General features: G+C 58.5%; 16 protein-coding genes and 4 pseudogenes. 13 read left to right on the plus strand and 7 right to left on the minus strand.

The genetic code is table 11. The features are described 5' to 3' along the window. A partial coding sequence (locus HBB12_RS33990) for a hypothetical protein (RefSeq protein ID WP_236993773.1) occupies positions 1-977 on the plus strand: 977 nt, incomplete at its 5' end. A 381-nt stretch (positions 978-1,358) separates the two neighbouring features. On the opposite strand, the gene HBB12_RS33995 is transcribed toward HBB12_RS33990, so the two are convergent. Beyond that, on the minus strand, positions 1,359-1,703 hold the full coding sequence (locus HBB12_RS33995) for a stability/partitioning determinant (protein ID WP_236993774.1): 345 nt from the start codon (positions 1,701-1,703) through the stop codon (positions 1,359-1,361). Further along, on the minus strand, positions 1,703-2,410 hold the full coding sequence (locus HBB12_RS34000) for an AAA family ATPase (RefSeq protein WP_236993775.1): 708 nt from the start codon (positions 2,408-2,410) through the stop codon (positions 1,703-1,705). Before HBB12_RS34000 ends, HBB12_RS33995 begins: the two co-directional genes overlap by 1 nt. A gap of 183 nt (positions 2,411-2,593) precedes the next feature. Between HBB12_RS34000 and HBB12_RS34005 the strand changes: the two genes are divergently transcribed. From HBB12_RS34005 to HBB12_RS34015, 3 genes are all read left to right on the plus strand, one after another. Beyond that, positions 2,594-2,944 carry a type II toxin-antitoxin system RelE/ParE family toxin gene (locus HBB12_RS34005; RefSeq protein ID WP_236993776.1) on the plus strand — a complete coding sequence of 117 codons (351 nt, stop codon included), beginning with the start codon at positions 2,594-2,596 and terminating at the stop codon, positions 2,942-2,944. A 9-nt stretch (positions 2,945-2,953) separates the two neighbouring features. Beyond that, entirely contained in the window at positions 2,954-3,253 is a 300-nt protein-coding gene (locus HBB12_RS34010; protein WP_236993777.1) for a helix-turn-helix domain-containing protein, read from the plus strand. A gap of 517 nt (positions 3,254-3,770) precedes the next feature. Next, a complete protein-coding gene (locus HBB12_RS34015; RefSeq protein WP_236993778.1) occupies positions 3,771-4,523 on the plus strand; it encodes a transcriptional regulator in 753 nt (250 codons plus the stop codon). Positions 4,524-4,755: 232 nt separating this feature from the next. On the opposite strand, the gene HBB12_RS34020 is transcribed toward HBB12_RS34015, so the two are convergent. Both HBB12_RS34020 and HBB12_RS34025 read right to left on the minus strand, forming a co-directional pair. Further along, positions 4,756-5,712 carry a HEPN domain-containing protein gene (locus HBB12_RS34020; RefSeq protein WP_236993779.1) on the minus strand — a complete coding sequence of 319 codons (957 nt, stop codon included), beginning with the start codon at positions 5,710-5,712 and terminating at the stop codon, positions 4,756-4,758. Between the two features lie 203 nt (positions 5,713-5,915). Beyond that, complete coding sequence (locus tag HBB12_RS34025) at positions 5,916-6,191, minus strand: hypothetical protein (protein WP_236993780.1); 276 nt, start codon at positions 6,189-6,191, stop codon at positions 5,916-5,918. Between the two features lie 159 nt (positions 6,192-6,350). Here HBB12_RS34025 and traA point away from each other — a divergent pair, with 159 nt between their 5' ends. Next, a complete protein-coding gene (gene traA / locus HBB12_RS34030; protein ID WP_236993781.1) occupies positions 6,351-10,457 on the plus strand; it encodes a Ti-type conjugative transfer relaxase TraA in 4,107 nt (1,368 codons plus the stop codon). Positions 10,458-10,771: 314 nt separating this feature from the next. On the opposite strand, the gene HBB12_RS34035 is transcribed toward traA, so the two are convergent. Together HBB12_RS34035 and HBB12_RS34040 are read right to left on the minus strand one after the other, a co-directional pair. After that, positions 10,772-13,519 carry an SPM autocatalytic domain-containing protein gene (locus HBB12_RS34035; protein WP_236993782.1) on the minus strand — a complete coding sequence of 916 codons (2,748 nt, stop codon included), beginning with the start codon at positions 13,517-13,519 and terminating at the stop codon, positions 10,772-10,774. Between the two features lie 145 nt (positions 13,520-13,664). After that, positions 13,665-14,075 (minus strand): annotated as a pseudogene (locus tag HBB12_RS34040) (transposase); the annotation flags it as partial. Between the two features lie 200 nt (positions 14,076-14,275). Between HBB12_RS34040 and HBB12_RS34045 the strand changes: the two are divergent. The 8 genes and pseudogenes from HBB12_RS34045 (at position 14,276) to HBB12_RS34075 (ending at position 20,105) form a co-directional block, all read left to right on the plus strand. Next, positions 14,276-14,911, plus strand: coding sequence for a hypothetical protein (locus tag HBB12_RS34045; protein WP_236993783.1), 636 nt, complete (start codon positions 14,276-14,278; stop codon positions 14,909-14,911). 193 nt (positions 14,912-15,104) lie between these two features. Continuing rightward, a pseudogene (locus HBB12_RS34050) lies at positions 15,105-15,660 on the plus strand (IS66 family transposase zinc-finger binding domain-containing protein); the annotation flags it as partial. 67 nt (positions 15,661-15,727) lie between these two features. Then, positions 15,728-16,270, plus strand: a pseudogene (istB, locus tag HBB12_RS34055) (IS21-like element helper ATPase IstB); the annotation flags it as partial. A gap of 37 nt (positions 16,271-16,307) precedes the next feature. Beyond that, a complete protein-coding gene (locus tag HBB12_RS34625; RefSeq protein WP_442919411.1) occupies positions 16,308-16,466 on the plus strand; it encodes a transposase in 159 nt (52 codons plus the stop codon). Further along, positions 16,451-16,603: a hypothetical protein gene (locus HBB12_RS34060; protein WP_236993784.1), complete on the plus strand. Its 153-nt coding sequence runs from the start codon at positions 16,451-16,453 to the stop codon at positions 16,601-16,603. The genes HBB12_RS34625 and HBB12_RS34060 overlap by 16 nt, the downstream gene beginning before the upstream one ends. A gap of 39 nt (positions 16,604-16,642) precedes the next feature. Next, a pseudogene (locus HBB12_RS34065) lies at positions 16,643-17,556 on the plus strand (IS5 family transposase). Positions 17,557-18,374: 818 nt separating this feature from the next. After that, positions 18,375-18,617 carry a hypothetical protein gene (locus HBB12_RS34070; protein ID WP_236993785.1) on the plus strand — a complete coding sequence of 81 codons (243 nt, stop codon included), beginning with the start codon at positions 18,375-18,377 and terminating at the stop codon, positions 18,615-18,617. A 132-nt stretch (positions 18,618-18,749) separates the two neighbouring features. Beyond that, the gene (locus tag HBB12_RS34075; RefSeq protein WP_236993786.1) at positions 18,750-20,105 is read left to right on the plus strand and encodes a M20/M25/M40 family metallo-hydrolase; all 1,356 of its coding nucleotides are present in this window, start codon (positions 18,750-18,752) and stop codon (positions 20,103-20,105) included. Between the two features lie 97 nt (positions 20,106-20,202). Here HBB12_RS34075 and HBB12_RS34080 read toward each other — a convergent pair whose 3' ends face one another. Next, positions 20,203-20,523: a hypothetical protein gene (locus tag HBB12_RS34080; RefSeq protein WP_442919412.1), complete on the minus strand. Its 321-nt coding sequence runs from the start codon at positions 20,521-20,523 to the stop codon at positions 20,203-20,205. Positions 20,524-20,654: the final 131 nt, after the last annotated feature.

A 20,654-nucleotide genomic window follows, 5' to 3' on the forward strand; every position in this document is an offset into this window, starting at 1 on the left:
GCGACACTCTCGATCGCTGTCGAACCGTAACAACTGATATGCTACGGGCGCGCCTCAAGGCAGGTACGAGAACCGGGTTGAAACTGGTACAAAAATTCATGTTAGACGAACCGGTACATGACGTGCTGCCCTTGCACGTACGCAAGATCCTTCTGACCGTTTGGGATCCGATCGGCGTCCTAAAACTTGATGGATCGGAAACCGAGTATGATGAGTATGTGCAGGAGGTCACCGCCCTCGTTCGCGACGGCACTTTGCACGAGAGTGCGATAGCCGAACACTTGAAACGTATCGAGGAAACCATGGCCCTTGCTGCGTCGCCCTCCGTCGAGAAGGCGGCCCGCGCCCTTTTGGGACTGCGGAATGCCTGCCAGCGAGAGGGGGAAATCCTTGTAGAGCAGATACTTAGTCCCAATGGGTTCTTCGCGATCTGGCTTTTCGCACGTGATGATGGGGGTTATCTCTATGAGATGGCCAAATTCTTACAGTCGGACTTCGTAGGTCAGCCTTCAAAATGGCAGAAGAAGGCTTGGTCAGGTGTTTTTAATGATCCTGTGATCGCCCATAATTACGCACGAGAGAAGGCAGTTTATCTCTGGGGCGGGCAATCTAAGATCTCGACGGATTTTAAATTTCGTAACGAGATCATAGAATATCTAGAAACCGCATCTTCCTACGAAGGACAGTTAAGATACGAGCGTGATGTTCCAATTGCTAATGTACCTCATGAGGTGATAGAGCAATGGACCGACTTGGTAGACGAGTTTCAATTTGATAATTACCGCGAGCCAGTCTACTCACCGGCAGAGAATGCCGCAATCCGCCGATATCATGCTGTACGGGAAGAGGTTTTATGGTATCTACCCTTCGGTCTTCTGCCACTAGCAGAATTGATTGGCTCTGAACCATGGGAACGCTTGCGCTTGGGCGCCGAGGAAGCGCTTGCAGTATTTCTGATACGAGGCAAAATCCAATGATGTTGATATAACTCCCGATTTATCGAGATTTTTTGATAGTTCTTAATATCAAAAATGCAAAAGCGACTAGGTAGATATTGTAAGTCGTAAATAAATTATCTGTATAATATTTATATTTAGACAGCGTTGAGGGATGAAGCGGCTGCTTTTTAGGGAGGATGGTGACTACGCCCTACCAAGCCTTCGGCAGGCGGGGCGCGAACCCTTTCCCGCCCAATCTCTCGGATCAGCAGCAGGAACGCCCTGTCACCGACCTATGGCGTCGGAAAACACCTGTTTGACGACAGGGGATGGCATCATCCACTGGCGAAGGCCAGACGAGTGACCGGCACTCAAGTCTAAGATGTGATATCGGATATCTAATGGATATCCGATATCACATCAGCTATTTTGCAGCTTGGCCTCTAGCGCGTCCAGTGCGTGCTCTAAGGTTTCACCCAGTACCCAGCCTTGTGTATCGGCAATGCGGTGGAAGCGCTCCACGGCCTCAGCAGATGCCTTCATGTTAAACTGCACATTCCGACCAGTTCGATACTGGCGGCGCGCCTTGGTAGCTTTCGCTGCCGTGGCACCTTTCCGAGCCGGAGCGCGGCTGGGAAAGTTGTTCTCCTCCGAGACACGGCGGATGGCTTCGGGTTCAGGCTTAGTTTTGTGTGCGGTAGTAGGGCCGAAATCGGTCAGGTCGCCGAACGGATCGGCGCGTCCAGCATCAGGAGCAGCTTTCATCAGGCCACCTTTGGATCGGTTTCTGTTTTAGATGCCTGTGTACGAGCATCGCGCAGGATCTGCACCACTTCACCCGCGAACTCTGCCGCGTTGTTGATTGCGGTATTGAGGTTGGAAACCCCCTTGTCCGCTAAACCTTGTAGGGTGCCACCATAGGAGAAGATTGCTCGGAAGGCCTCGCGGTCGGAAAGGCGAGCCTGCATGACCGGAATGTTAAGTTCACTGAAGCGCTTCTCGATGTGCTTCTGAGTTTTGGGCACAATGGCTGGGTTCGTGCGAGTAAATAGTACCGCGAATGGGATCGGGCGGCGGCTCGCCTTCTCCGCTTGCTTGATAAGGTTCATCTGCCGAGCTGCCTGCTTGGCATCGAGTTGCGAGCCCTGCACCGGAATGACAACCAGGTCGGACATCGAAATGGCATAGCTCGCCATGAGGCTGGCCGTGCCTTCCAGGTCGACCACAACGAACGCGCTGCGGGCTGCTGCCTGTTCTATCTCGTCGGCAATGTTCTCCTCGGTCACATTGCTAACGACCGAGAGGTTGGCCGGAAGGCCCGGTTGGGCTGCCCAGTCCCGCACATTCAGGTTGGGATCCGCGTCGATCATTGTCACCGAGGCACCCCGCTCAGCGAGCATGCTGCCGAGCAAGCAGGCTGCTGTGGTTTTGCCAGCGCCGCCCTTGGGTGAGGAAAAGGTGATGACGGGCATGGCGCCCCCCTCGGCAAGGGATATCGGATAGCCTCTGGCTATCCGATATCCGGTTAAGAGACCCTCAAAACGATATCGGATATCTATTAGATATCCGATATCGCACGACGGTGGATATCCGATATCTGATTTTTAACTTGACCGCTATAGATCATTTGTGATCCACTAGACCATATATGATCCATGGCCGACGAATCACCGCAAAAGGTTCCGCTCGTATTTTACCGCACCCCAGCTGGCGCCGAGGTGGTGCGTGATTGGCTGCTGGAACTGGACGAACCCGCACGCCGGGCGATCGGTCAGGACCTGATGCGTGCGCAATTCCGTTGGCCGGTCGGGATGCCGCTCGTTCGCCCGATGGGCAACGGCTTGTGGGAGGTGCGCACGAACCTGCCAGGAAATCGGATTGCGCGGGTGTTCCTCACCCTCTCGCAGGGACGCTTGGTTGCTCTGCACGGGTTCATCAAAAAAACCCAGAAAACACCAGACGATGATTTGCAGATAGCCCGCAAACGTATGAGAGAATTTGAATAGGAGGACAAAATGATCAACGAAGCAACACCGCGTAGCACTGATGATCTGACCACCCTTGATAGCTTTTTGGAGGGTCAAGGGATGCGCGAGGAGTTCCAGGCAGTCGCCATCAAAGAAGTACTGGCTTGGCAGCTTGAGCAAGCTATGGCGGCAGAAGGTCTCTCTCAGGTGGCCCTGGCGAAACGCATGAAGACCAGCCCGGCTCAGGTGCGGCGACTGCTGAACCCGAAAGACGGTAACGTGACGCTTGCCACCCTGCAAAAGGCGGCTGAGATGGTGGGTCGTAAGGTGCGCCTTGAGCTAATCTGATCGCAGCATTCGATATCGGATATCCAAAAGATATCGGATATCCGAAACGGCTGTTTTTCTCGACATCGTTTGCTCCTCCTTGATGGGCCATAGGCCCTCGAACCTGCGCAGTTCCACGGAAGGCCTTCAACCGCTTCCCCGACTCCGTGTGAGCGCAGCACCCTATTGCCCGCAGGGGCTGAACAGCCAAGTGGCACTGCCCGTTTGACGAACGGTCCCGCTCCGGCTCAGATGCCAGCTTGGGCGGCCCACATCCCGTGAGTCGCCCCTAAGGAGACCACCGCCGCCGCAGTGAGACCCTAGAACGCCAAACGGCCCCTCTCCTTGCCGGGAGAGAGGCCGTGGCGCTGCCGAAGCAAGGCGTATCGGAAAAGATCTGCACCTCCGATATCGCCAGAGCACCCCTCGGGTGTCAAGCTAGAACGCGAGTTCCGGCAACGGCGGAGGCATGCCTAGTGAACGGAGCGCTTGCCGGCGCCTCCGATCGAGCTGCCGCGGCCCGAGAGGGCCGGGACCGATGTTTGCTGACGAGATCCGGGCGGCCGTGATGGCGGCGCCCCGTGTGAAACTGCCCGACGTGGCGGCGGTGCTGTGGCGCGCCTATGGCGCCGGGCATGTGAGCGAGGCGGAGGCCGAGGAGCTGTCCGGGCTCATCGAGACCAGGAAGGTCGTGCCGGCCGCGCCCGCGGCCGCTGCAGCCATCAGGAAGGCCGTGGGAAGCCGCCCGAAGACGGATGCGAGCCTCGAGCGTCGGCGCCGCTGGGCGGCCTCTGGGCGGCTTCCTCCGGCCCTGGCGGCGCGGTTCACGCCCGGCGAGATCGCAGTGCTCTCGGTCGTGGCGGCCGAGGCCTGCCGTCGCGGGGACTGCCGGCTGGCCGTCGGCCATCTCGCGGCAGTTGCCGGTGTGTCCGAGACCCTGGTGCGCAACGCCCTGCGCGAGGCGCGGACGCTCGGCCTGGTCACGATCGAGGAACGGCGGGTGACGGCCTGGCGCAACGACACCAACGTGGTGCGGATCGTCTCGGCCGAGTGGAGCAGTTGGCTGAAGCTCGCCAAAGGCCGGCCCGGCGCTGCTCCCATTCCTCGCGGGTCTACCTCATCGAGGAACGGCCGCGCGGCATCCGGCGAGGGTAGAGGGGGTGGGTGCAGGTCTGCGAACCCCACGCATACTGTTGATGATAACCCTGTGAATCCAGCCCATCGGAACCCGCAAAAAGCTGCCGAAGGGCAGGGTCGCAGGCCAGGCAGAGCCTCATCCTGGCGGGGTTAAGATTCGCACCAACGGGTCCGAGACAGGTGCTAAGGCATGCACCATCGGCATGCGGGTCGTAGGCGGCGTTCGTTCAATCGGACAGGCTGCTTTCTCGTGGGCGCAGCCGCGCTATCGCACCGTCGTGGCTGGTGCAGTGCTGGGCTTCGGAGCCCGAGAATCCGCTCGGAATCGGCAGCTCATCTCCGAGGAAGGATGATGCTGTCCTGAACCAGGAATTCGCCGCGGCGGCTCATGTGTCCGGCTGGCTTGCAACCGCGCTTTCAAGCCGTTCGGCGCAGATCGCCGCGACGCTTTCCTGCAAGGCCGTCACCCGCTCGACGAGCCAAGCCAACTCCTCGTCGGTGATCTCGTAATGCGGCGAGTACCGCGCATCGACGTAGGCGCGGTTGAGGAGGGCAAAGCAGCGTCGGGCGAACTTCGTCTCGCGCGGCCAGACCGGGATCAGGCGGGCATCGACGCTCTCGGCCTGCGACCGCAGCTTGGTCAGGCGGTGGAGCTTGGGGCTGTAGAGCGTCAGGACGAGCAGGACGCAGTGATACAGCCGCTCGGTGGCCTGATGCAGGAGAAACGCGGCATCGCTCGGCACTTGGTCGGTGATGCTGTCGCGCGCGAGCTTGAGAGCGTGACTGGCACGCGGAAGCCACCGATCGAAGTACCGAGCAGCCTCGACTCGCCGCTCGTCCGCCGTGAGCGGCTTCGGTTCGGCGAATGGAAAGCCCGCCATCTCGTGCAGCACGATGCCGTCACGGGCGATGTCAACGAAGAACGGGCGGCCCTGCGCCAGCTGATCGTTCACGTCCTGCAGCGTATGCACGATCACGTTCACCGGCGTCGCCAGACGACCGCCCAGGCTCAGCTCCTGAAGCAGGCGCTCCTCGGCCTTCTCCCAGGCCTCGTACTGCTCGGCGAAGCGGGCGTCGTTGACCACCACCAGCAGGTCGTAATCCGACAGGTAGCCGCTCCCCCGGTCCTCGACCCAGTCGCCGCGCGCGTAGGAGCCGAACAGGACGAGCTTCAGGATACGGCCACGCCGGGCCTTGTCGGACAGCTTGGTTTTCTGCGCGTCCTCGAACTCCTCGAACAGGATCCGCACCGCGTGCTGAAGCTCGCGGCGCTTGCGGTCCGGCAGGTGGGCGAGCCGTTCGGTGTCCATCACGTCCTGGCCGTTCAGTGCGGCCCCTTCCATCCTGCCGGATCAGGCCCGGTTCGTCCCGGCGCCATCACCAGGTTCTCGTCAAAGCCGAAGCTGGCGAAACCCGCTCCGGACCGCTGCACCGCCTGCCTTCGACCCATCCATCAGCTCGGCCCTTTCCCGTACCACGGGCCCGGCGCTGAAGCAGCGATCGGACCCGAGCAGGCTGCACCCTTCTCGCGGGATCGCGCGCATCGTCAGGCCCGATCCGCCGGCTTGACTGGGGTCCATTCGGCGAAGGCAGTCTTGTCCTGGGCTCGCTGAATGCGGGTCATCAGCTCGTCGAGCGCTTCGGCAAACCGCCGCTCCTTGCCGGCCGCCTCGAGGAGCAATCCGCCGAGAATGATCTTGCGGCGGGTGTCGCGCTTCCTCTCCTCCTGGGCCGCCCGCGCATCGAGCTGCTGCAGCCGGTGGCGGAGCTGCGCGAGCCGGGTGCGGGTGGCCTCGGCGGAGGCGGCCTGGGGCGCCGGCATGCGGATCGGTCTCCTGACGAACGGTCACGCTCCTTGCGGTGATATCAGGCTGTGGTAACCCTGGAAAGGAGTGGAAGGGCGCACTTTAGCATTGCTATCGCAATGCAAGCGCTAACCCGTCCTCCTCCTGCGGCAGGGACGGCCGGGAACGCAGCCAACGTGGCGATCTACCACCTCAGCATCAAGGCTGTCTCCCGCGCCGGGGGGCGCAGCGCCACGGCCGCCGCGGCCTACCGCGCCGCCTGCCTCATCGCCGACGAACGCACCGGCGTGATCCACGACTACCAGCGCCGCACCGGCGTCGCGGCGAGCTTCATCGTGGCGCCGGACGGAGCGGCCTGGGCCCAGGATCGCGCCGCGCTGTGGAATGCCGTCGAGGCGGCCGAGCGGCGCAAGGACGCCAAGGTGGCGCGCGAGTACCAGGTCGCCCTGCCGCACGAGCTGACCCCCGAGGAGCGCGCCGGTCTCGTCCGCGACTTCGCCGAGCGGCTGTGCGTCCGCTACGGCGTCGCGGCGGACGTCGCCATTCACGCGCCCGGCCGCGAGGGTGACGAGCGCAACTGGCACGCCCACATCCTGACCACGACGCGGGCCGTGACCCCCGACGGGCTCGGGGCCAAGACCCGGGTTCTCGACGTCGCCACGACGGCGCGGGGCGAGGTCGAGGCACTACGGGCGATCTGGGAGGAACGCGCCAACGAGCACCTCGCGAAGGCCGGTCATGCGGTGACGATCGACCGGCGCTCGCACCTCGATCGTGGGATCGCACTCGCCCCGACCGAGCATGTCGGGGTGCATGCGAGCCAGATGCAACGGCGCGGCAAGGCCGGGGTCGATCGGGTGGCATTGGACGCCGAGACCGCAGCCCGAAACGCGGAACTGATCGCACGCCGGCCGGAGGAGGTGCTGCGCATCCTCACCGACGAGAAGGCGGTGTTCACTCGCCACGACGTCGCTCGCGCGCTGCATCGCTACGGCGTCGATGAGCCCGACGCGTTCCAGGCTGCGCTCGCCCGGGTGATGGCGGCGGACGCGCTGGTACGGCTGCCGGGCGGCGAGCGGAATGGGGACGAACGCTTCACCACGATGGCGATGCTGGCGATCGAAACCGGCATGGCCGAGAGCGCCGATCGGTTGCTGGCCGACTGGAGCTATTCGGTCGGAATGGCCTCGGTCGAGGGGGCGCTTTCCCGCCGTCCGGAGCTGGCCGAGGAGCAGCGCGCGGCGGTGCGCCACGTCACCGGACCGGAGCGGATCGCCAGCGTGATCGGGCTCGCCGGTGCGGGCAAATCGACCATGCTCGGCACCGCGCGCGAGGCCTGGGAAGCGGCCGGATACCGGGTGCATGGGGCGGCGCTCGCCGGCAAGGCGGCGGAGGGTCTGGAGGCCTCCTCCGGCATCCCGAGCCGCACCCTGGCGTCCTGGCAGATGGCCTGGGCCAACGAGCGCCATCCGCTCGGGACGGGCGACATCCTGGTGATCGACGAGGCCGGGATGGTGTCCTCGCGCCAACTCGCGCAGTTCGTGCAAACGGTCGAGCGATCTGGTGCCAAGCTGGTGCTGGTGGGCGATCCCGAGCAGCTGCAGCCGATCGGGCCTGGTGCCGGGTTCCGGGTCTTGTCGGAGCGCACCGGGTTCCTCGAGCTCGAGGCGATCCGGCGCCAGCGCACGGCCTGGCAGAGGCAGGCGAGCGTGGCCCTGGGCACGCGCGAGACCCGGGCCGGGCTCGAGGCCTATCGTGAGAACGGCGCGATCCGGTTCACGACGGACGGAGGCTCGGCGCGCGAGCGCCTGGTGGCGGATTACCTGGGTGATCGGACGGCCCGGCCGGAGGCGAGCCGGATCGCGCTGGCCCATACCCGGGCCGACGTGCGCGCGCTCAACGACGCGATCCGCGACCGGCTGCGTGCGGCCGGAGAACTGAACGGCGAGGTAGGGTTCGCGACCGGTGAGGCCGGGCGGCTGAGCTTCGCGGCCGGGGACCGGCTGGTGTTCCTGCGCAACGATCGCGGGCTCGGGGTGAAGAACGGCAGCCTCGGCACGGTGACGGACGCGGCCGAGGGTCGGCTGAGCGTGATGCTCGACGACGGGCGGACGGTGACGATCGCGCAGGGTGTCTACGACGCGGTGGACCACGGCTACGCGACGACGATCCACAAGAGCCAGGGAGCAACGGTGGACCAGGCGTTCGTGCTGGCCTCGTCGGGGATGGACCGTCACCTGGCCTACGTGGCGCTGACGCGGCACCGGGACGCGGTCGGGCTGTATGCCGGGCAGGATGCGTTCCCGGACTTCGCGGCGCTGGCGGGCCGGCTGGGCCGGGGGCGGCTCAAGGCGTCGGTGCTGGACTACCTCGGCGAGCCTCAAGAGGGGGGTGAGCTACGCGCCGAGGTCGCGGCGTCGGAGGCCCGGCCACTCGCCGATCAGCCCGCATTACCGCAGGCGGTCGAGCCGGGGGAGCGCGCGACCCTCGTGGCGCCGCGACAGCCGTTCCTGGCGGCCGTTCCCTACGACGAGGCGGCGATCGATGCGGTTCTCCGCAGCCGCGTCGATCCGGCCATCTCTCTGAAGCGGGAACTCCAGGTGTTGGGGCTCAGGATCCACAGGGCGGTCAAGGATCACGCGAGCCTCTACAGGGCGATCTACGCCCAGGTTCGCACGCCGAGGACAGGCTACGTCACGCGGATTGATGGGCTGCTGGCCAAGCCCGAGGCCTATGGCGGCCTACGAGGGCGCAAGGGCTGGTTCGCTCGAGAGGCGGAGAAGGAGGAACGCGAGAAGGCCGAGCGCGCCTATGGGACCATCAGGGATGCCGCCATCGCGCTCAAGACCGCGTTCTCGGTATTGGCCGACGACATGCGTCCGCAGGAGGAGCGATATCGCCGGCGCATCGCGATCGAGGTTCCGGGCTTGTCCCCGGCTGCCGCCGCCGCGCTGACCACGATCGCCCGGACGCCCGACACGGACCCACGGGTCCTCGATGCCGTGGTCGCAAAAGCCGTCATGACGTACGGGCAGCGGGCCGAGATCGAGGCGTTCGCGAGCGCCGTCATGCACCGGTTCGGGGCGAACAGGTACGGAGCGGATCTGGGCCTCGGACCGTCGCAGGGGCTCACGCGGGAGGAGCAGGAGATCCTGTCCGGCGGCAGGGTCGTCGCCTCCTGCCTCGCGGAGGGCAGCCTGGATCACCTGATCGCCCGGGTCCTGCGCCACGAGCTGGATCAGCAGGTCGATGTGCCGCAGCAGCAGACGGTGGGGCAGGGACGAGACCTCGATCGTCGCCAGGCTCCGGTGCCGGACCCTCGTGGCGAGGGGCGGGAGGGCGGCGAGCCCCGCGCGGAGGTGGCCGCGTCGGAGCCCCGGCTCCCCGCCGATCAGCCTGCACCGCCACAGGCGGTCGAGCCGGGGGAGCGCGCGGCCCCCGTCGCACCGCGAAAGCCGTTCCTGGCGGCCTATCCCTACGACGCCGCGGCGATCGATGCGGCCCTCGACCGTCGCGTCGATCCGGAGCGGGATCTCAAGCAGGACCTCGACATGCTGCGCTACGAGATCCGCAGGGCGGTCAAGGAACCCGCCAGGCTGTTCCGGGAGATCTACGCCCAGCTTCGCACGCCCGGGAAAGGCTACTCCGCGCGGATCGACGGGCTGCTGACCGACCCCGGGGCCTATGGCGGCCTGCGGGGCCGGAAGGGCTGGTTCGTGCCCGAGGCGGAGAAGGAGGAACGGGAGCGGGCCGAGCGTGCCTATGCGGGCCTCAGGAGGTCCGCTCTGGAGCTCAAGGGCGCGTATTCGTGGGCCTGCGAGCGAGCGCGTCCGGAGGAGGAGCGCTATCGCCGGCGCATCACGATCGAGGTTCCAGGCCTGTCCCCGGCGGCGGCGGCGGCGCTGGGCAAGATCGGGCGGACGTCGATCTACGTGCCGGCCGTGTTCGAGGCGGTGATGGCGGAAGCCGTGGCGCCTCCCGAGCAGCGGGCGGAGATCGAGGCCTTCGCGGCGGCGGTGGCGCGGCGGTTCGGCGCCACCGGGGCGATCGGCCATTCGCCGGAGAAGGGCCTCGGTCCGGGGCAGGGGCTGACGAGGGAGGAGCGCGAGATCCTGGCGGGCGGTGGGTTCGTCGCCTCCTACCTCAAGGAGGAGAGCCTGGATCACCTGATCGCCCGTGTCCTACGCCACGAGCTTGATCAGCGTCTGGATGTACAACCGCAGCAGACCCTGGAGCGGCATCGGGACCTCGACCGCAGTCATGATCCCGGTCTCACGTTGTGACTTCCGCGGGCTGCGCAGCTACGGCGTTTTGTCTGATAAAATATATTATTCATAATAATATGCCTGTGACTACGACAGTCGATCCCTGCGGATACCATGACGGGCCTCCAGTATCTCAAGAGACATCAATGCCTCTGGCGGCCTCAGGGGCCAGACGGTGAAGATCCATATGCGAAAGCCCCTGACCCCCGCTACGATTGTTCTCCCCTCCACCTACACCCTATGGACGGTTTATGCACAAAAGCAGCCCCCATGGCGCGATATATAGATAAATTTGCAAAGGGGGCTGTTTTCATATTTCATGTGATGATTTATTATAGATGCATCTTCATTCCATCGAGATTTGCGTAATTTATAACGTACTGACCCGCATTTGCTTCGAGCATGTTTCCATTTATATACGACGAATTAAGCTGGTTGGCATTGTCAATATCCTGCAGCGATACAGTTCCAAAATCGGTCGTACTTTTCTCCGTACCATTGATCAGAATTGACGGATGAGGATCACCATATACTACCACATACTCGCCCGCATCTCTATTGATATTGACACTCCATGATGGATCGCCCGTCCCGATTTGGCGTTCGTCATACGCTAGTGAAACATCTGCGATCAAAAAATTTTCGCCATTCAAATTTGTATAATCTGAGATCGATTGTATCGTGGTGCCATCTGCAAATATATGATTTTTATTAGATGATATCAAATTTACGTTCTTAATATTGCTCTCAATCAATGTTTTCAATTCTCCGTCCTGAGTGATGCCGTCGCCATTTTTGTCCTGCCAGATGCGGAATTCCCCAAAATGAATATCGTTATTATCTAGAAATCCATTTTTATCAGTGTCAAATATCTCGGCGAGTGACTTAAGATCAGAGTTATGCGCGTTGGAGTTAGTATCGGTCCAGAGTGTGAAATTTAATTCACGCGCTTGATCTATTATATTATCAGATCCAAATCCTCCCTCTGAATTCAGATCGATAACCAACAGGCCGTCATCCGCACCAGCCCAGGCAGTGTGATACAATTTGCTATCAGACTCCAAGGCGAAAAGGGCCTTTGAACCGGAGAGAAGATCAATATCTATGCCGTCCCCATCAAGATCGACAATGATAGGCTGGTATGTACGGTTCATGGTCGAAAAGTCATAATAAACAGATCCATATCGATCATCCCAGGAATTTAGTTGCAATCCTAGATTTTGGACAGCATTCCACGAAGCTGTCGGAAAATTAAATGCTTTATATCCTGTATATTGAGTTCCAGAATAATTATTTATCGGATTATATGCGTAGTTACTTGTGTAGTCCAAGCCATAAGCATCGTAACGACTGCTTGCAGTACTGTCAAAAATAGGCATCATCCATGTAGATACGCGATCGTTGTTGAGATATGAGAATATGTTTCCTGACCCTTGGTAATATTGCCCCCAGTTTGTATGAAATTTGTTGCTAGCAATTGTTGAGGAATAGTTCCATCTATCTAAATAATAATCTTGTGGCGTGCCCGGTGAGCTCCAACCATTATCGCCGATAGTGCCAGCTTGAATAAGCTCGCCATTCCGACCCCAATCGAGAACCACTGTATTCCAATAATAACGATTCGCAACATCGATAGTATCAATGCGAGAAAGTGTCGGTGGGTTGTTTGTCATATAAGTTGTCGCATAATATAGATTTTGCTGTCTTTCATGCTGATTGTTCGAATCAAAATAGTCGATCCGAAACGGGTTGTTAGGTTGATCTTTATTATTAAAATGCTCGATCTTACCCTGATTATCGTCGGCGTCAGTAACGCGAGCTACCTTTTTGCCGGAACTATCAAATATTTCTGTTGTTTGTCTCCACTGGAATTCATTTGCTTCATCATATACAATATAACGCCGGGAGCCATCGTCAAAATATATTGTCTGACTGATACGCCGCCCAGCTGTATCAATATGATCGTTGTACCAACTCCATCCCTGTTGATTGTATCGATCTTGATAATTTACATCTTTGGTGCCATCGCGATTGAATATAGTTTGTCTTACGGCCTGGCCATTTTGATCATAATGTACACCGTGCCATGACCATGAATTGAGATTATATGGATCATATGTGTTCACATCTTTGCTTCCATCGTCGATATTTATCACGTGAGACAGAAGCTTGTTGTTGTAATCGTAATTTTGTTCATGTGTTGACCACCACGTCTGATTATATGGATCTATATTTAAAATATTAAGAGATCCGTCGGAGTTAGCAATTACCCTTTTGGTTACAGTATTGTTTGTATCATAAAAATGCTCTACACCGCGCATGGAATTTTGCTCTCTATTTTCATAGTATATATATGAATGGGTTCCATCTGCCTTGTAATAAGAACTATCTTTGATCCCGTAGTTGTCAAAATTATATATTGTATGACCGAGGAAATTTCCCCAAACATCTCTGTTGTCAAGTATCACGTTTGATGCATTGCTGGAAATAATCGTCGATCGTTCATTTTCGACCGTCTGCATGTCATCAGACACTTCAGCAGTCTTGCGTGGAATATAGAGTTTACGCGGATCGCCGGTACCTGCTGGTGACGGCATAGCACGAAGTTTTTGAAAATCTTCTTCTGTTTTTTGACCTAAATCCTGAGATCTATCTGGATTTATTCCAAATAATCTATAAGTATCATCTAATAATTTAAAAAACATCGGATTATGCGATTTATCATTTGTACCCAGTCCCAGCCATCTAAAATGTCCTATTTCATGTATGAGCGTATTTATTAAAGGCTTTCCAAATATAGGATTTGCGTTAAGATAGATTGCTAATTCGAATCCATCAGTATTTTGATTAAGTCCATTATGCTCTCCCTCAGTCTTCAATGCCTTTTTCAGATTTTTTTTATTCTCATTCGTTAGTTTATCAGAATCAATGTTATCTGTTACATAAATAGTTCGAGCTTTGCCAACTGGAATATTCAAGAAATCGCGAGATCCATCTTTGCTATAATAATCGTTAACAACATTTTGTAGAATATCTTTATTTTTAGCCATAGGATCAATAACTAAGATATACTCAGGCATGATTTGTACCCTTTCTTTAAAAACTACACACAGAAACAATATTAAACAAAACAGAAATAGTCAACAAGAATTTTGGAGCCTTGATCTAACAGTCCCAGATTGTTCATGATATCTCGACATCTCTTTTCCTGCGATATCGCAATGCATCAATCAGCGCGTGGCGCTTGCGCCTACCGACCTTGCGCCTACTGACGCGGCGGGTGGGGTCATAGCGTATGCCCCCGCCACGTCGACCCTACCTGAGCAGGTAGCCTGTGCGTCGAGAATAGCGCGGGACTAACTTCGCACCCGGTGCGCTCGCGATCGGCTATCTTCACGGCGTGAGCCAGCCGCTCGCACACTTCCGCCTTCGATAGGCGCAGGAACCAGCGATGCACGGTTCCCCGTGATGGGAACTCGTGCAGCCACACGCAGCCGGGGCGCAGAACGTAGAAAGTACCGTTCAGCACCGCGCGCAGCAGCCAGCGCTAGGATCGGCCCACTCGGTGTCGCTCAGGCAAGTTGCATAAAGCAGGCTCTTGCGCGCAAGCTCGGCGCGTGTGGCAAGCGTCCACATCGGTTCCTTAGGGAGAGCGTCTGACTCTCTGCCGACGCCCACGACGTTCGCTCACCCAATCATCAGCCATGACTCACATTATGAAACGGGTTTCAAGGAGCTGAGCACGGAGGTGAACAGCGCGCTGTGGTTCTTGAATAAGAGGGCAATCTCAGCCATTCTATGGGGTGGGTAAGGCTATCATCTTAGGGGGATAATTGATGTTCGAAGAGGTGTTCAAAGTCAAATCGATTTTACTCGCTGCTACGTTTTGCGTAATAAGTTCTCAAGTAGCAAGCTCCAAAGAAAAACTGAGTCGCTCCGAAAAGGATGCAATTCTTATATTTAAAGAAATTATCTTATCAGATAAAGATAATTATAGTAGATGCACAATTTCAGATAAATGGCTTATTTATCAAATTTCTGCAAATACTATAAGAAAATTTACAAAATATCCTGCAGACAACAATTTATCTCCTCCAAAGCATGATAAAAATCCGAAGGATATCATAGTTGGAAATAATGAAGCAGAATCTCTGATATGCAGCGAGAAGGAGCGTGCAGATATAAAAGACAATGCGCTTAGTGTATCAACACATACAGATAATGGAACTTTTAAAGGACATAAGATAATCGCCTCGATTCAAACATTGTTAAGTAAGTTCAGCTATCCAATTTTTGATAAAAAATACAAAATAGCCTTCTTGGTTCAAGATAGTAGTAGCCGCATATGGATCAAGACGGATGACAACAAATATCCCAGCTTTGGAGATGGAGAAGTAGCCGTTCTTATATACAAAAAGAAACGAGGAAAATGGAAACTCATTGGTCGTGAAATTTATGCAACTTATAGCTGATCATAGTAATGACTAATATTGTCATGCATATTTATCATTTATGTCATCTACAAAAGCCACCCTTGCCCCAAAAATTTTTACAACTTAACAAGATTGTAATTACCCAGGGGGTGCTGTGACGGGCGGCTCCCTCACGGCTCAGGTGTCAGGTCGCCCCCCCTGACGGATTGCGGTTTGGCGATTCCCTGTCGGGATGAGCCGCACCGATCTGAAGCGCCTGAGCAAGGCGGAGCTGATCGAGCTGGTGCTGCGCTTGCACCGGCCCGAGAAGACCTCGCGCACCTCGTCTAAGCCGCCGTCCATGGATCGTAAGGAACGGCGGGAGAAGTCCCGTCCCGGCGGGGCCAAAGCCCGGGCATGAGGGGCACAAGCGGGAGCTGACCCCGGATCCGGATCAGGTGGTGGAGCATCGGCCCTCCGCCTGCTCGTCGTGCGGCGAGCCGCTGCCGGCCGATCTTCCGGCCAAGGTCGTCAGCGTGCACGAGCGGATCGACCTGCCGCCCGTTCGTCCGGTGGTGGAGCAGCACCGGCGCCTGTGCGTGACCTGCCCGGCCTGCCGGACCCGGGTCGCCGCCCCGCGGCCGGCGGGAGCCGACGCGACACCGTTCGGGCCGCGGCTGCACGCGGTGGCGACCTACCTGAAGACCTTCCAGGCGCTGTCCTACGAGCGGTTGCAGGCGGCCCTGTCGGACCTGTTCGGGCTGAGGCTGAGCCAGGGCGGGCTGATGAACCTGCTGCGCCGCGCCCAGAGCAACCCGCTGGGATGAGACAGGCACGGTGCCCTTGTTGAGGATCAACGTCGGCCGCGCGGGCCGGGCGCCGCGGGCGCAGATCCAGGAACTGGCCAGCCTGGCCTTCGTGGAGCGGGCGCAGAACGTGGTGTTCCTTGGCCCGTCCGGCGTGGGCAAGACGCATCTGGCGATCGCGCTCGGCTACCTGGCGACGCAGCGCGGGATGAATGTGCGCTTCACCAGTGCGGCGGACTTGGTTCTGACGCTGGAGACGGCGCAGCGCCAGGGGCGCCTGAAGGAGGCGATGCACCGGGCGGTGAACCTCTACCGCCTGCTGATCGTCGACGAGATCGGCTACCTGCCGTTCGCGCGCGAGCAGGCAAACCTGTTCTTCCAGGCGGCGGCCAAGCGCTACGAGCGGGGCGCGATGATCCTGACCTCGAACCTGTCGTTCGGGGCGTGGGACCAGGCGTTTGCCGGCGACGCGGTGCTGACGGCGGCGATGCTGGACCGGGTGCTGCACCATGCCAGCGTGGTGACGATCACGGGCGAGAGCTACCGGCTGAAGGACAAGCGGCGCGCCGGGCTGGTGGCGCGGCCAGTGCGGGAACCAGCCGTTCCTGCGTGAGGGGTGGGTCAGGTTACGATCGGCGACAAAGCCAAAGGTGGGTCAGACTTCAATCGGCGTTGACATCGTGGCGGCGATCGCCTGGCATCTGCGGGTCGGCAGTGCCTGGCGCGCCCTGCCGGCGGGGTTTCCGCCCTGGCGCACGGTCTATGGCTGTTCGGGCGCTGGATCGAGAAGGGCGTGTTCGAGATCCTGATGCGCGCCCTGGCCCGCCGCCAGCGGCGTCGCTGCGGTCGTCGCACGCAGCCCCGCCTGGCGATCATCGACACCCAGAGCGTCAAGTGTATCGGGGTGCGCGGGCCGCGTGGCTACGACGGGGCTAAGAGCGCCTAACAGAACGGCACGATTGGGTCGGTTGGGCGTTGGGGTGGTATGGCTCGCCCGCTTCTCCCTGACGATCTCTGGGCTGCGATCGCCCCGCTTCTGCCGCCCCACCCGCCTCGCCCGAAGGGCGGGCGCCCCCGGGTGGACGATCGGGCTGCCCTGACCGGCATTCTGTTCGTGCTGCGCTCGGGCATCCCCTGGGAGATGCTGCCGGCTGAGATGAAATGCGGCTGCGGCATGAGCTGTTGGCGCCGGCTGCGCGACTGGCAGGCCGCCGGCGTGTGGCGGCGCCTGCATCAGGTCCTGCTCGAGCGCCTACAGGCGGCGGGTGAGATCGACTGGAGCCGGGCGAGCGTCGACAGCGCGAGCGTGCCGGCGAAAAAAGGGGGTCTGCCACCGGCCCGAACCCGACGGACCGGGGCAAGGCGGGCACCAAGCGCCACCTCGTCACCGACGCGCGCGGCACGCCGCTCGGCCTCGTTCTGACCGGTGCCAACTGCCACGACAGCCCACTGATGGCCCCGACGGTGGACGCCATCCCGCCCCTGCGCAACGGACGGCGTGGACGCCCCCGCCAGCGCCCCGACAAGCTGCACGCCGACAAGGCCTATGATGCTAGAGCGCGGCGTCGGGAGTGCCGGGCACGCGGGATCAGACCGCGGATTGCCCGGCGCGGTATCGAGAGAAGTGACAGGCTCGGGCGGCATCGCTGGGTGGTCGAGCGCAGCCACGCCTGGTTCAACCGTGCCCGCCGCTTGCCCGTCCGCTATGAGCGGCGCGCCGACACATGCGCTGCGAGGCGGTGCAGAAGAAGCCGGATCAGACAGGCTTCGTCGTGCTCAAGCGGCGCTGGGTGGTCGAGCGGACCTTGGGCTGACTCAGCCACTGGGCCGGATTACTGCGCGAACGAGCCGGGCGCCTCGACATCGCCACCGGCCGCCTCATCTTCGTTGCCTGCCTGATGGCTCTGACCGCACTCGACAATCCAGCATAAGATCAAGCCATCAAACAGGCTCTGAGATGGGCGTCCCCTGCGGGCCGCGCCCTACTCGCCGCCTGCAGCGGCTCCCCGAACCCACTGCGCGGTTTCGGCCCTTCGGGTGACGGTCGACTGACGCGACACAAGGCGGCCTGCGGCCAAGTTTGCTGGTGGGGGCCCAGCCGCCCGAACCGGCCCCAAGGCCGCAAGGGCCTTGGCCCCGGCCCGGTCGCCTGGCGCTGGGCTGCCCCGTCGGCTTCGACACCCTTGAGGGCGTCTACGCCGTTTCTCCAGAACCTGCTCGTCCTCGCATAAGGGGGGCGTATGGAACCGGGAACGTCGGATCGGGCTCGAAGGGCTGTGACTGATCCTTAGCGGCGGCTATCATTCATCGAGCGCACTGGCCACGGCCATTAGGGCAGGCCTTAATGGAACGCCCGATCACACATCATTACCGCGCTGTCCGCTCCGGTGTCGTACGCTGGGTGAGTCGTTGCGACAGGCCCTGATCCACCGCATGGCCGATCCTTCGGACCTCAACGCACTGCGGGAGGTCATGCGCGCAACGGCGTCATAGCCCCGAGCTGGACAGTCCTTGCAGCCCGGACCAGTAGCGAGATTGCAGACAAGCTAGTCGACAAGCTTGAGCATTCAAAGTGAATTGACATTATGTCGCACTGAAGATTGCAGTACTGATGATTGAACGCTGTGACCTGTGCGCCAGGTCCAAGTGGGCAAGGCTGCATCTGCCTGTTCGTAGATAAGGCCCCATCAAGCCAACGTCCCCACGAGGCTGATCCGATGAGCGACCAAAATATCGAGTTTAAAGTAAGCACGGACTACAAAGATGTATCAGTGTCAATAATAAGAACAAAAGCCGATGAAACTGAAGACGAGAAAGTAATATATTTAGAAAAGAAGGAGGATTTTACACTAAAATGGACTTTCAAGTATAAGACAGCTGTCAGCATTATGAAGTATGGCTCGGCTTCGATTGCCGGCGCGCTCGGCGCTTATGGCTTGAAGCTTGCGAGCTTAATTTAATGAATTCGCCCCGCCGACTGGCGGGGCGATAATCGGACTAAGTGGGGAGTTGGTTTTCTGATAAGAAGCAGGAGGGTGTTGTGGTTATGAATGAGAAGAAGCCATCGTATAGAGTAGATAGAGGAGACTGGCATGGCCGCGCTTGACCGGATCCTCAACGACCTCGACCTCGACCACTCGTTGGGGTGGCTGTTCGCCTCCCTGCGCATCCCGTCGATCTCGACCGATCCGGCCTACGCGGCCGAGTGTCAGAAGGCGGCGGAGTGGCTGAAGGGCGATCTCGCCGCCATGGGCTTCGAGGCCAGCTTGCGCGAGACCGGAGGGCACCCGGTGGTGCTCGCGCATTACGCCAAGCCCGGCACCCCGCACGTGCTGCCCTACGGCCACTACGACTTACAGACGGTCGATTCCCTTGACCAATGGGAGACGCCGCTCTTCGAGCCGCGCATGGCGGCCTTGCCCTACGGCCGGAATGTCATCAGCGCGCGCGGCACCTGCGACGACAAGGGCCAGTGGGTGACCCTCGTCGAGGCCTACCGTGCCTTCAAGGTGATCGACGGCGAGTTTCTCGTCGGCATCACCAACATGCTTGAGAGCACCGAGGAAGATGGCTCGAAGCTCCTGCCCAAATGGTTCGCGGCGAACCGCGAGGAGCTGAAGGCCGACTTTGCGCTCATATGCGACATCGGGAGCTGGGAAATGACTGATCTAGTTGCTACTCCGTCCCTATATAGTGACTGGGATGGATGCTCTGGCCTAGTAGCTACAATCATTATCAACCCAGCTGAGGTAAAAGAAAATATTAAAAGCAATTTTATTAAATGCGCAATATTCATTATTGGCGGTATGAATGCAGAATGCAAAGTATGTTATTTTAATAAAGATGCAATTCTTGGTGTATTGGTGTCAAAAGTTTATCGAGCATTTACGAGAAGCAGGTCCTGCAATCATCCATCAACGCGAACGCGTCATAATGTAATGATAAATGAACAGGCAGAGGCATTCGATATCATGACCAAAAGCTTAAAGATAAACGAGTCAGCCAAAGAAAAGTCTGACACGACCGAAAAGAAATCTGGCGCGGATAGATCAACAAGAATGCAGATATTCCTGTCTAAGAAATCTCTAGATAGCTTAGACGATCTTAAGGATAAAACCGAGTCTGCATCCTATGGAGAGACTGTCCGTCGAGCAGTTCAGTTCTACAAGAAAGTGCATGATTTGCACATAGATGCGCATTCGATAGAAGATGAAAATGCCACTAGTTCTAAGCAGTCATTTAGAATACAAATTGTTGTATCTGAAAAAACACTCGAAAGGATCGAAGAAATGCGTGAAGCAAGTCAATATAAGCGTAGTTATTCGGAGATAGTAAGGGCAGCGCTAAGGTGGTATACACGAGTTTCTAATTCAAAATTTTCTGGAAACAAAGAAATAGTCGAAATCGAGGGAAAAAAGATAAATCTAAATGATTTGATGCCGGCATGATGTAGCATATTATCGAGTGGGGTAAGTCACCGCTTACTTCACTCGATATCACATCTAGTTTATAAAATGATAATAAAAATTTTAGAAGATATTTAGTTCAGTCGAGTTGCTTTTTGATACGGTTTACTCCACCAGCCTTCTCCCAGGTCCGAAAACGGTAATCGGCTGCGCCGAAGCTAATGTGCATAGCTGAGGCAACTGCATAGCGGGTCTTTCCGGCATCGTAGAGCCGATAGCAGACCTCGACGCCTCGTTCGGTCAGCTTGTCTCCGCCTTCGACCTTGTTAGCCGGATCGGCCGGGTCGAACTCCAGATCGGTATCTGCATCCGGTAGAAGGAGGTTCTTCAAGTTCCCGAGTGCCACCATCGTGCGTTCCAGGCTGGTGTTGATCGCGTCGATGGCCGCGATGATCGCCACCTGCTTATCGGCGGGGAGAACATTGGTAGGGTGAGACACGTTTTTGTCCTTAACTAATTAGTCATACACGTATATGTAGGCACTTAAGGATATATATGTCAAGCTGTTTCTATAACCACTTACAAAGAATG

The organism is Methylobacterium sp. SyP6R, assembly GCF_019216885.1.
Classification (GTDB): domain Bacteria; phylum Pseudomonadota; class Alphaproteobacteria; order Rhizobiales; family Beijerinckiaceae; genus Methylobacterium.

What these genes read in the sequence shown, in the direction of transcription:
- HBB12_RS34070 (WP_236993785.1), top strand. Translation starts at nt 18,375, where the DNA reads ATGAGCGACCAAAATATCGAGTTTAAAGTAAGCACGGACTACAAAGAT.
- HBB12_RS34010 (WP_236993777.1), top strand. Translation starts at nt 2,954, where the DNA reads ATGATCAACGAAGCAACACCGCGTAGCACTGATGATCTGACCACCCTT.
- HBB12_RS34020 (WP_236993779.1), bottom strand. Translation starts at nt 5,712, where the DNA reads ATGGAAGGGGCCGCACTGAACGGCCAGGACGTGATGGACACCGAACGG.
- HBB12_RS34025 (WP_236993780.1), bottom strand. Translation starts at nt 6,191, where the DNA reads ATGCCGGCGCCCCAGGCCGCCTCCGCCGAGGCCACCCGCACCCGGCTC.
- HBB12_RS34035 (WP_236993782.1), bottom strand. Translation starts at nt 13,519, where the DNA reads ATGCCTGAGTATATCTTAGTTATTGATCCTATGGCTAAAAATAAAGAT.
- HBB12_RS34005 (WP_236993776.1), top strand. Translation starts at nt 2,594, where the DNA reads ATGGCCGACGAATCACCGCAAAAGGTTCCGCTCGTATTTTACCGCACC.
- HBB12_RS34015 (WP_236993778.1), top strand. Translation starts at nt 3,771, where the DNA reads ATGTTTGCTGACGAGATCCGGGCGGCCGTGATGGCGGCGCCCCGTGTG.
- HBB12_RS33995 (WP_236993774.1), bottom strand. Translation starts at nt 1,703, where the DNA reads ATGAAAGCTGCTCCTGATGCTGGACGCGCCGATCCGTTCGGCGACCTG.
- HBB12_RS34045 (WP_236993783.1), top strand. Translation starts at nt 14,276, where the DNA reads ATGTTCGAAGAGGTGTTCAAAGTCAAATCGATTTTACTCGCTGCTACG.
- HBB12_RS34000 (WP_236993775.1), bottom strand. Translation starts at nt 2,410, where the DNA reads ATGCCCGTCATCACCTTTTCCTCACCCAAGGGCGGCGCTGGCAAAACC.
- HBB12_RS34075 (WP_236993786.1), top strand. Translation starts at nt 18,750, where the DNA reads ATGGCCGCGCTTGACCGGATCCTCAACGACCTCGACCTCGACCACTCG.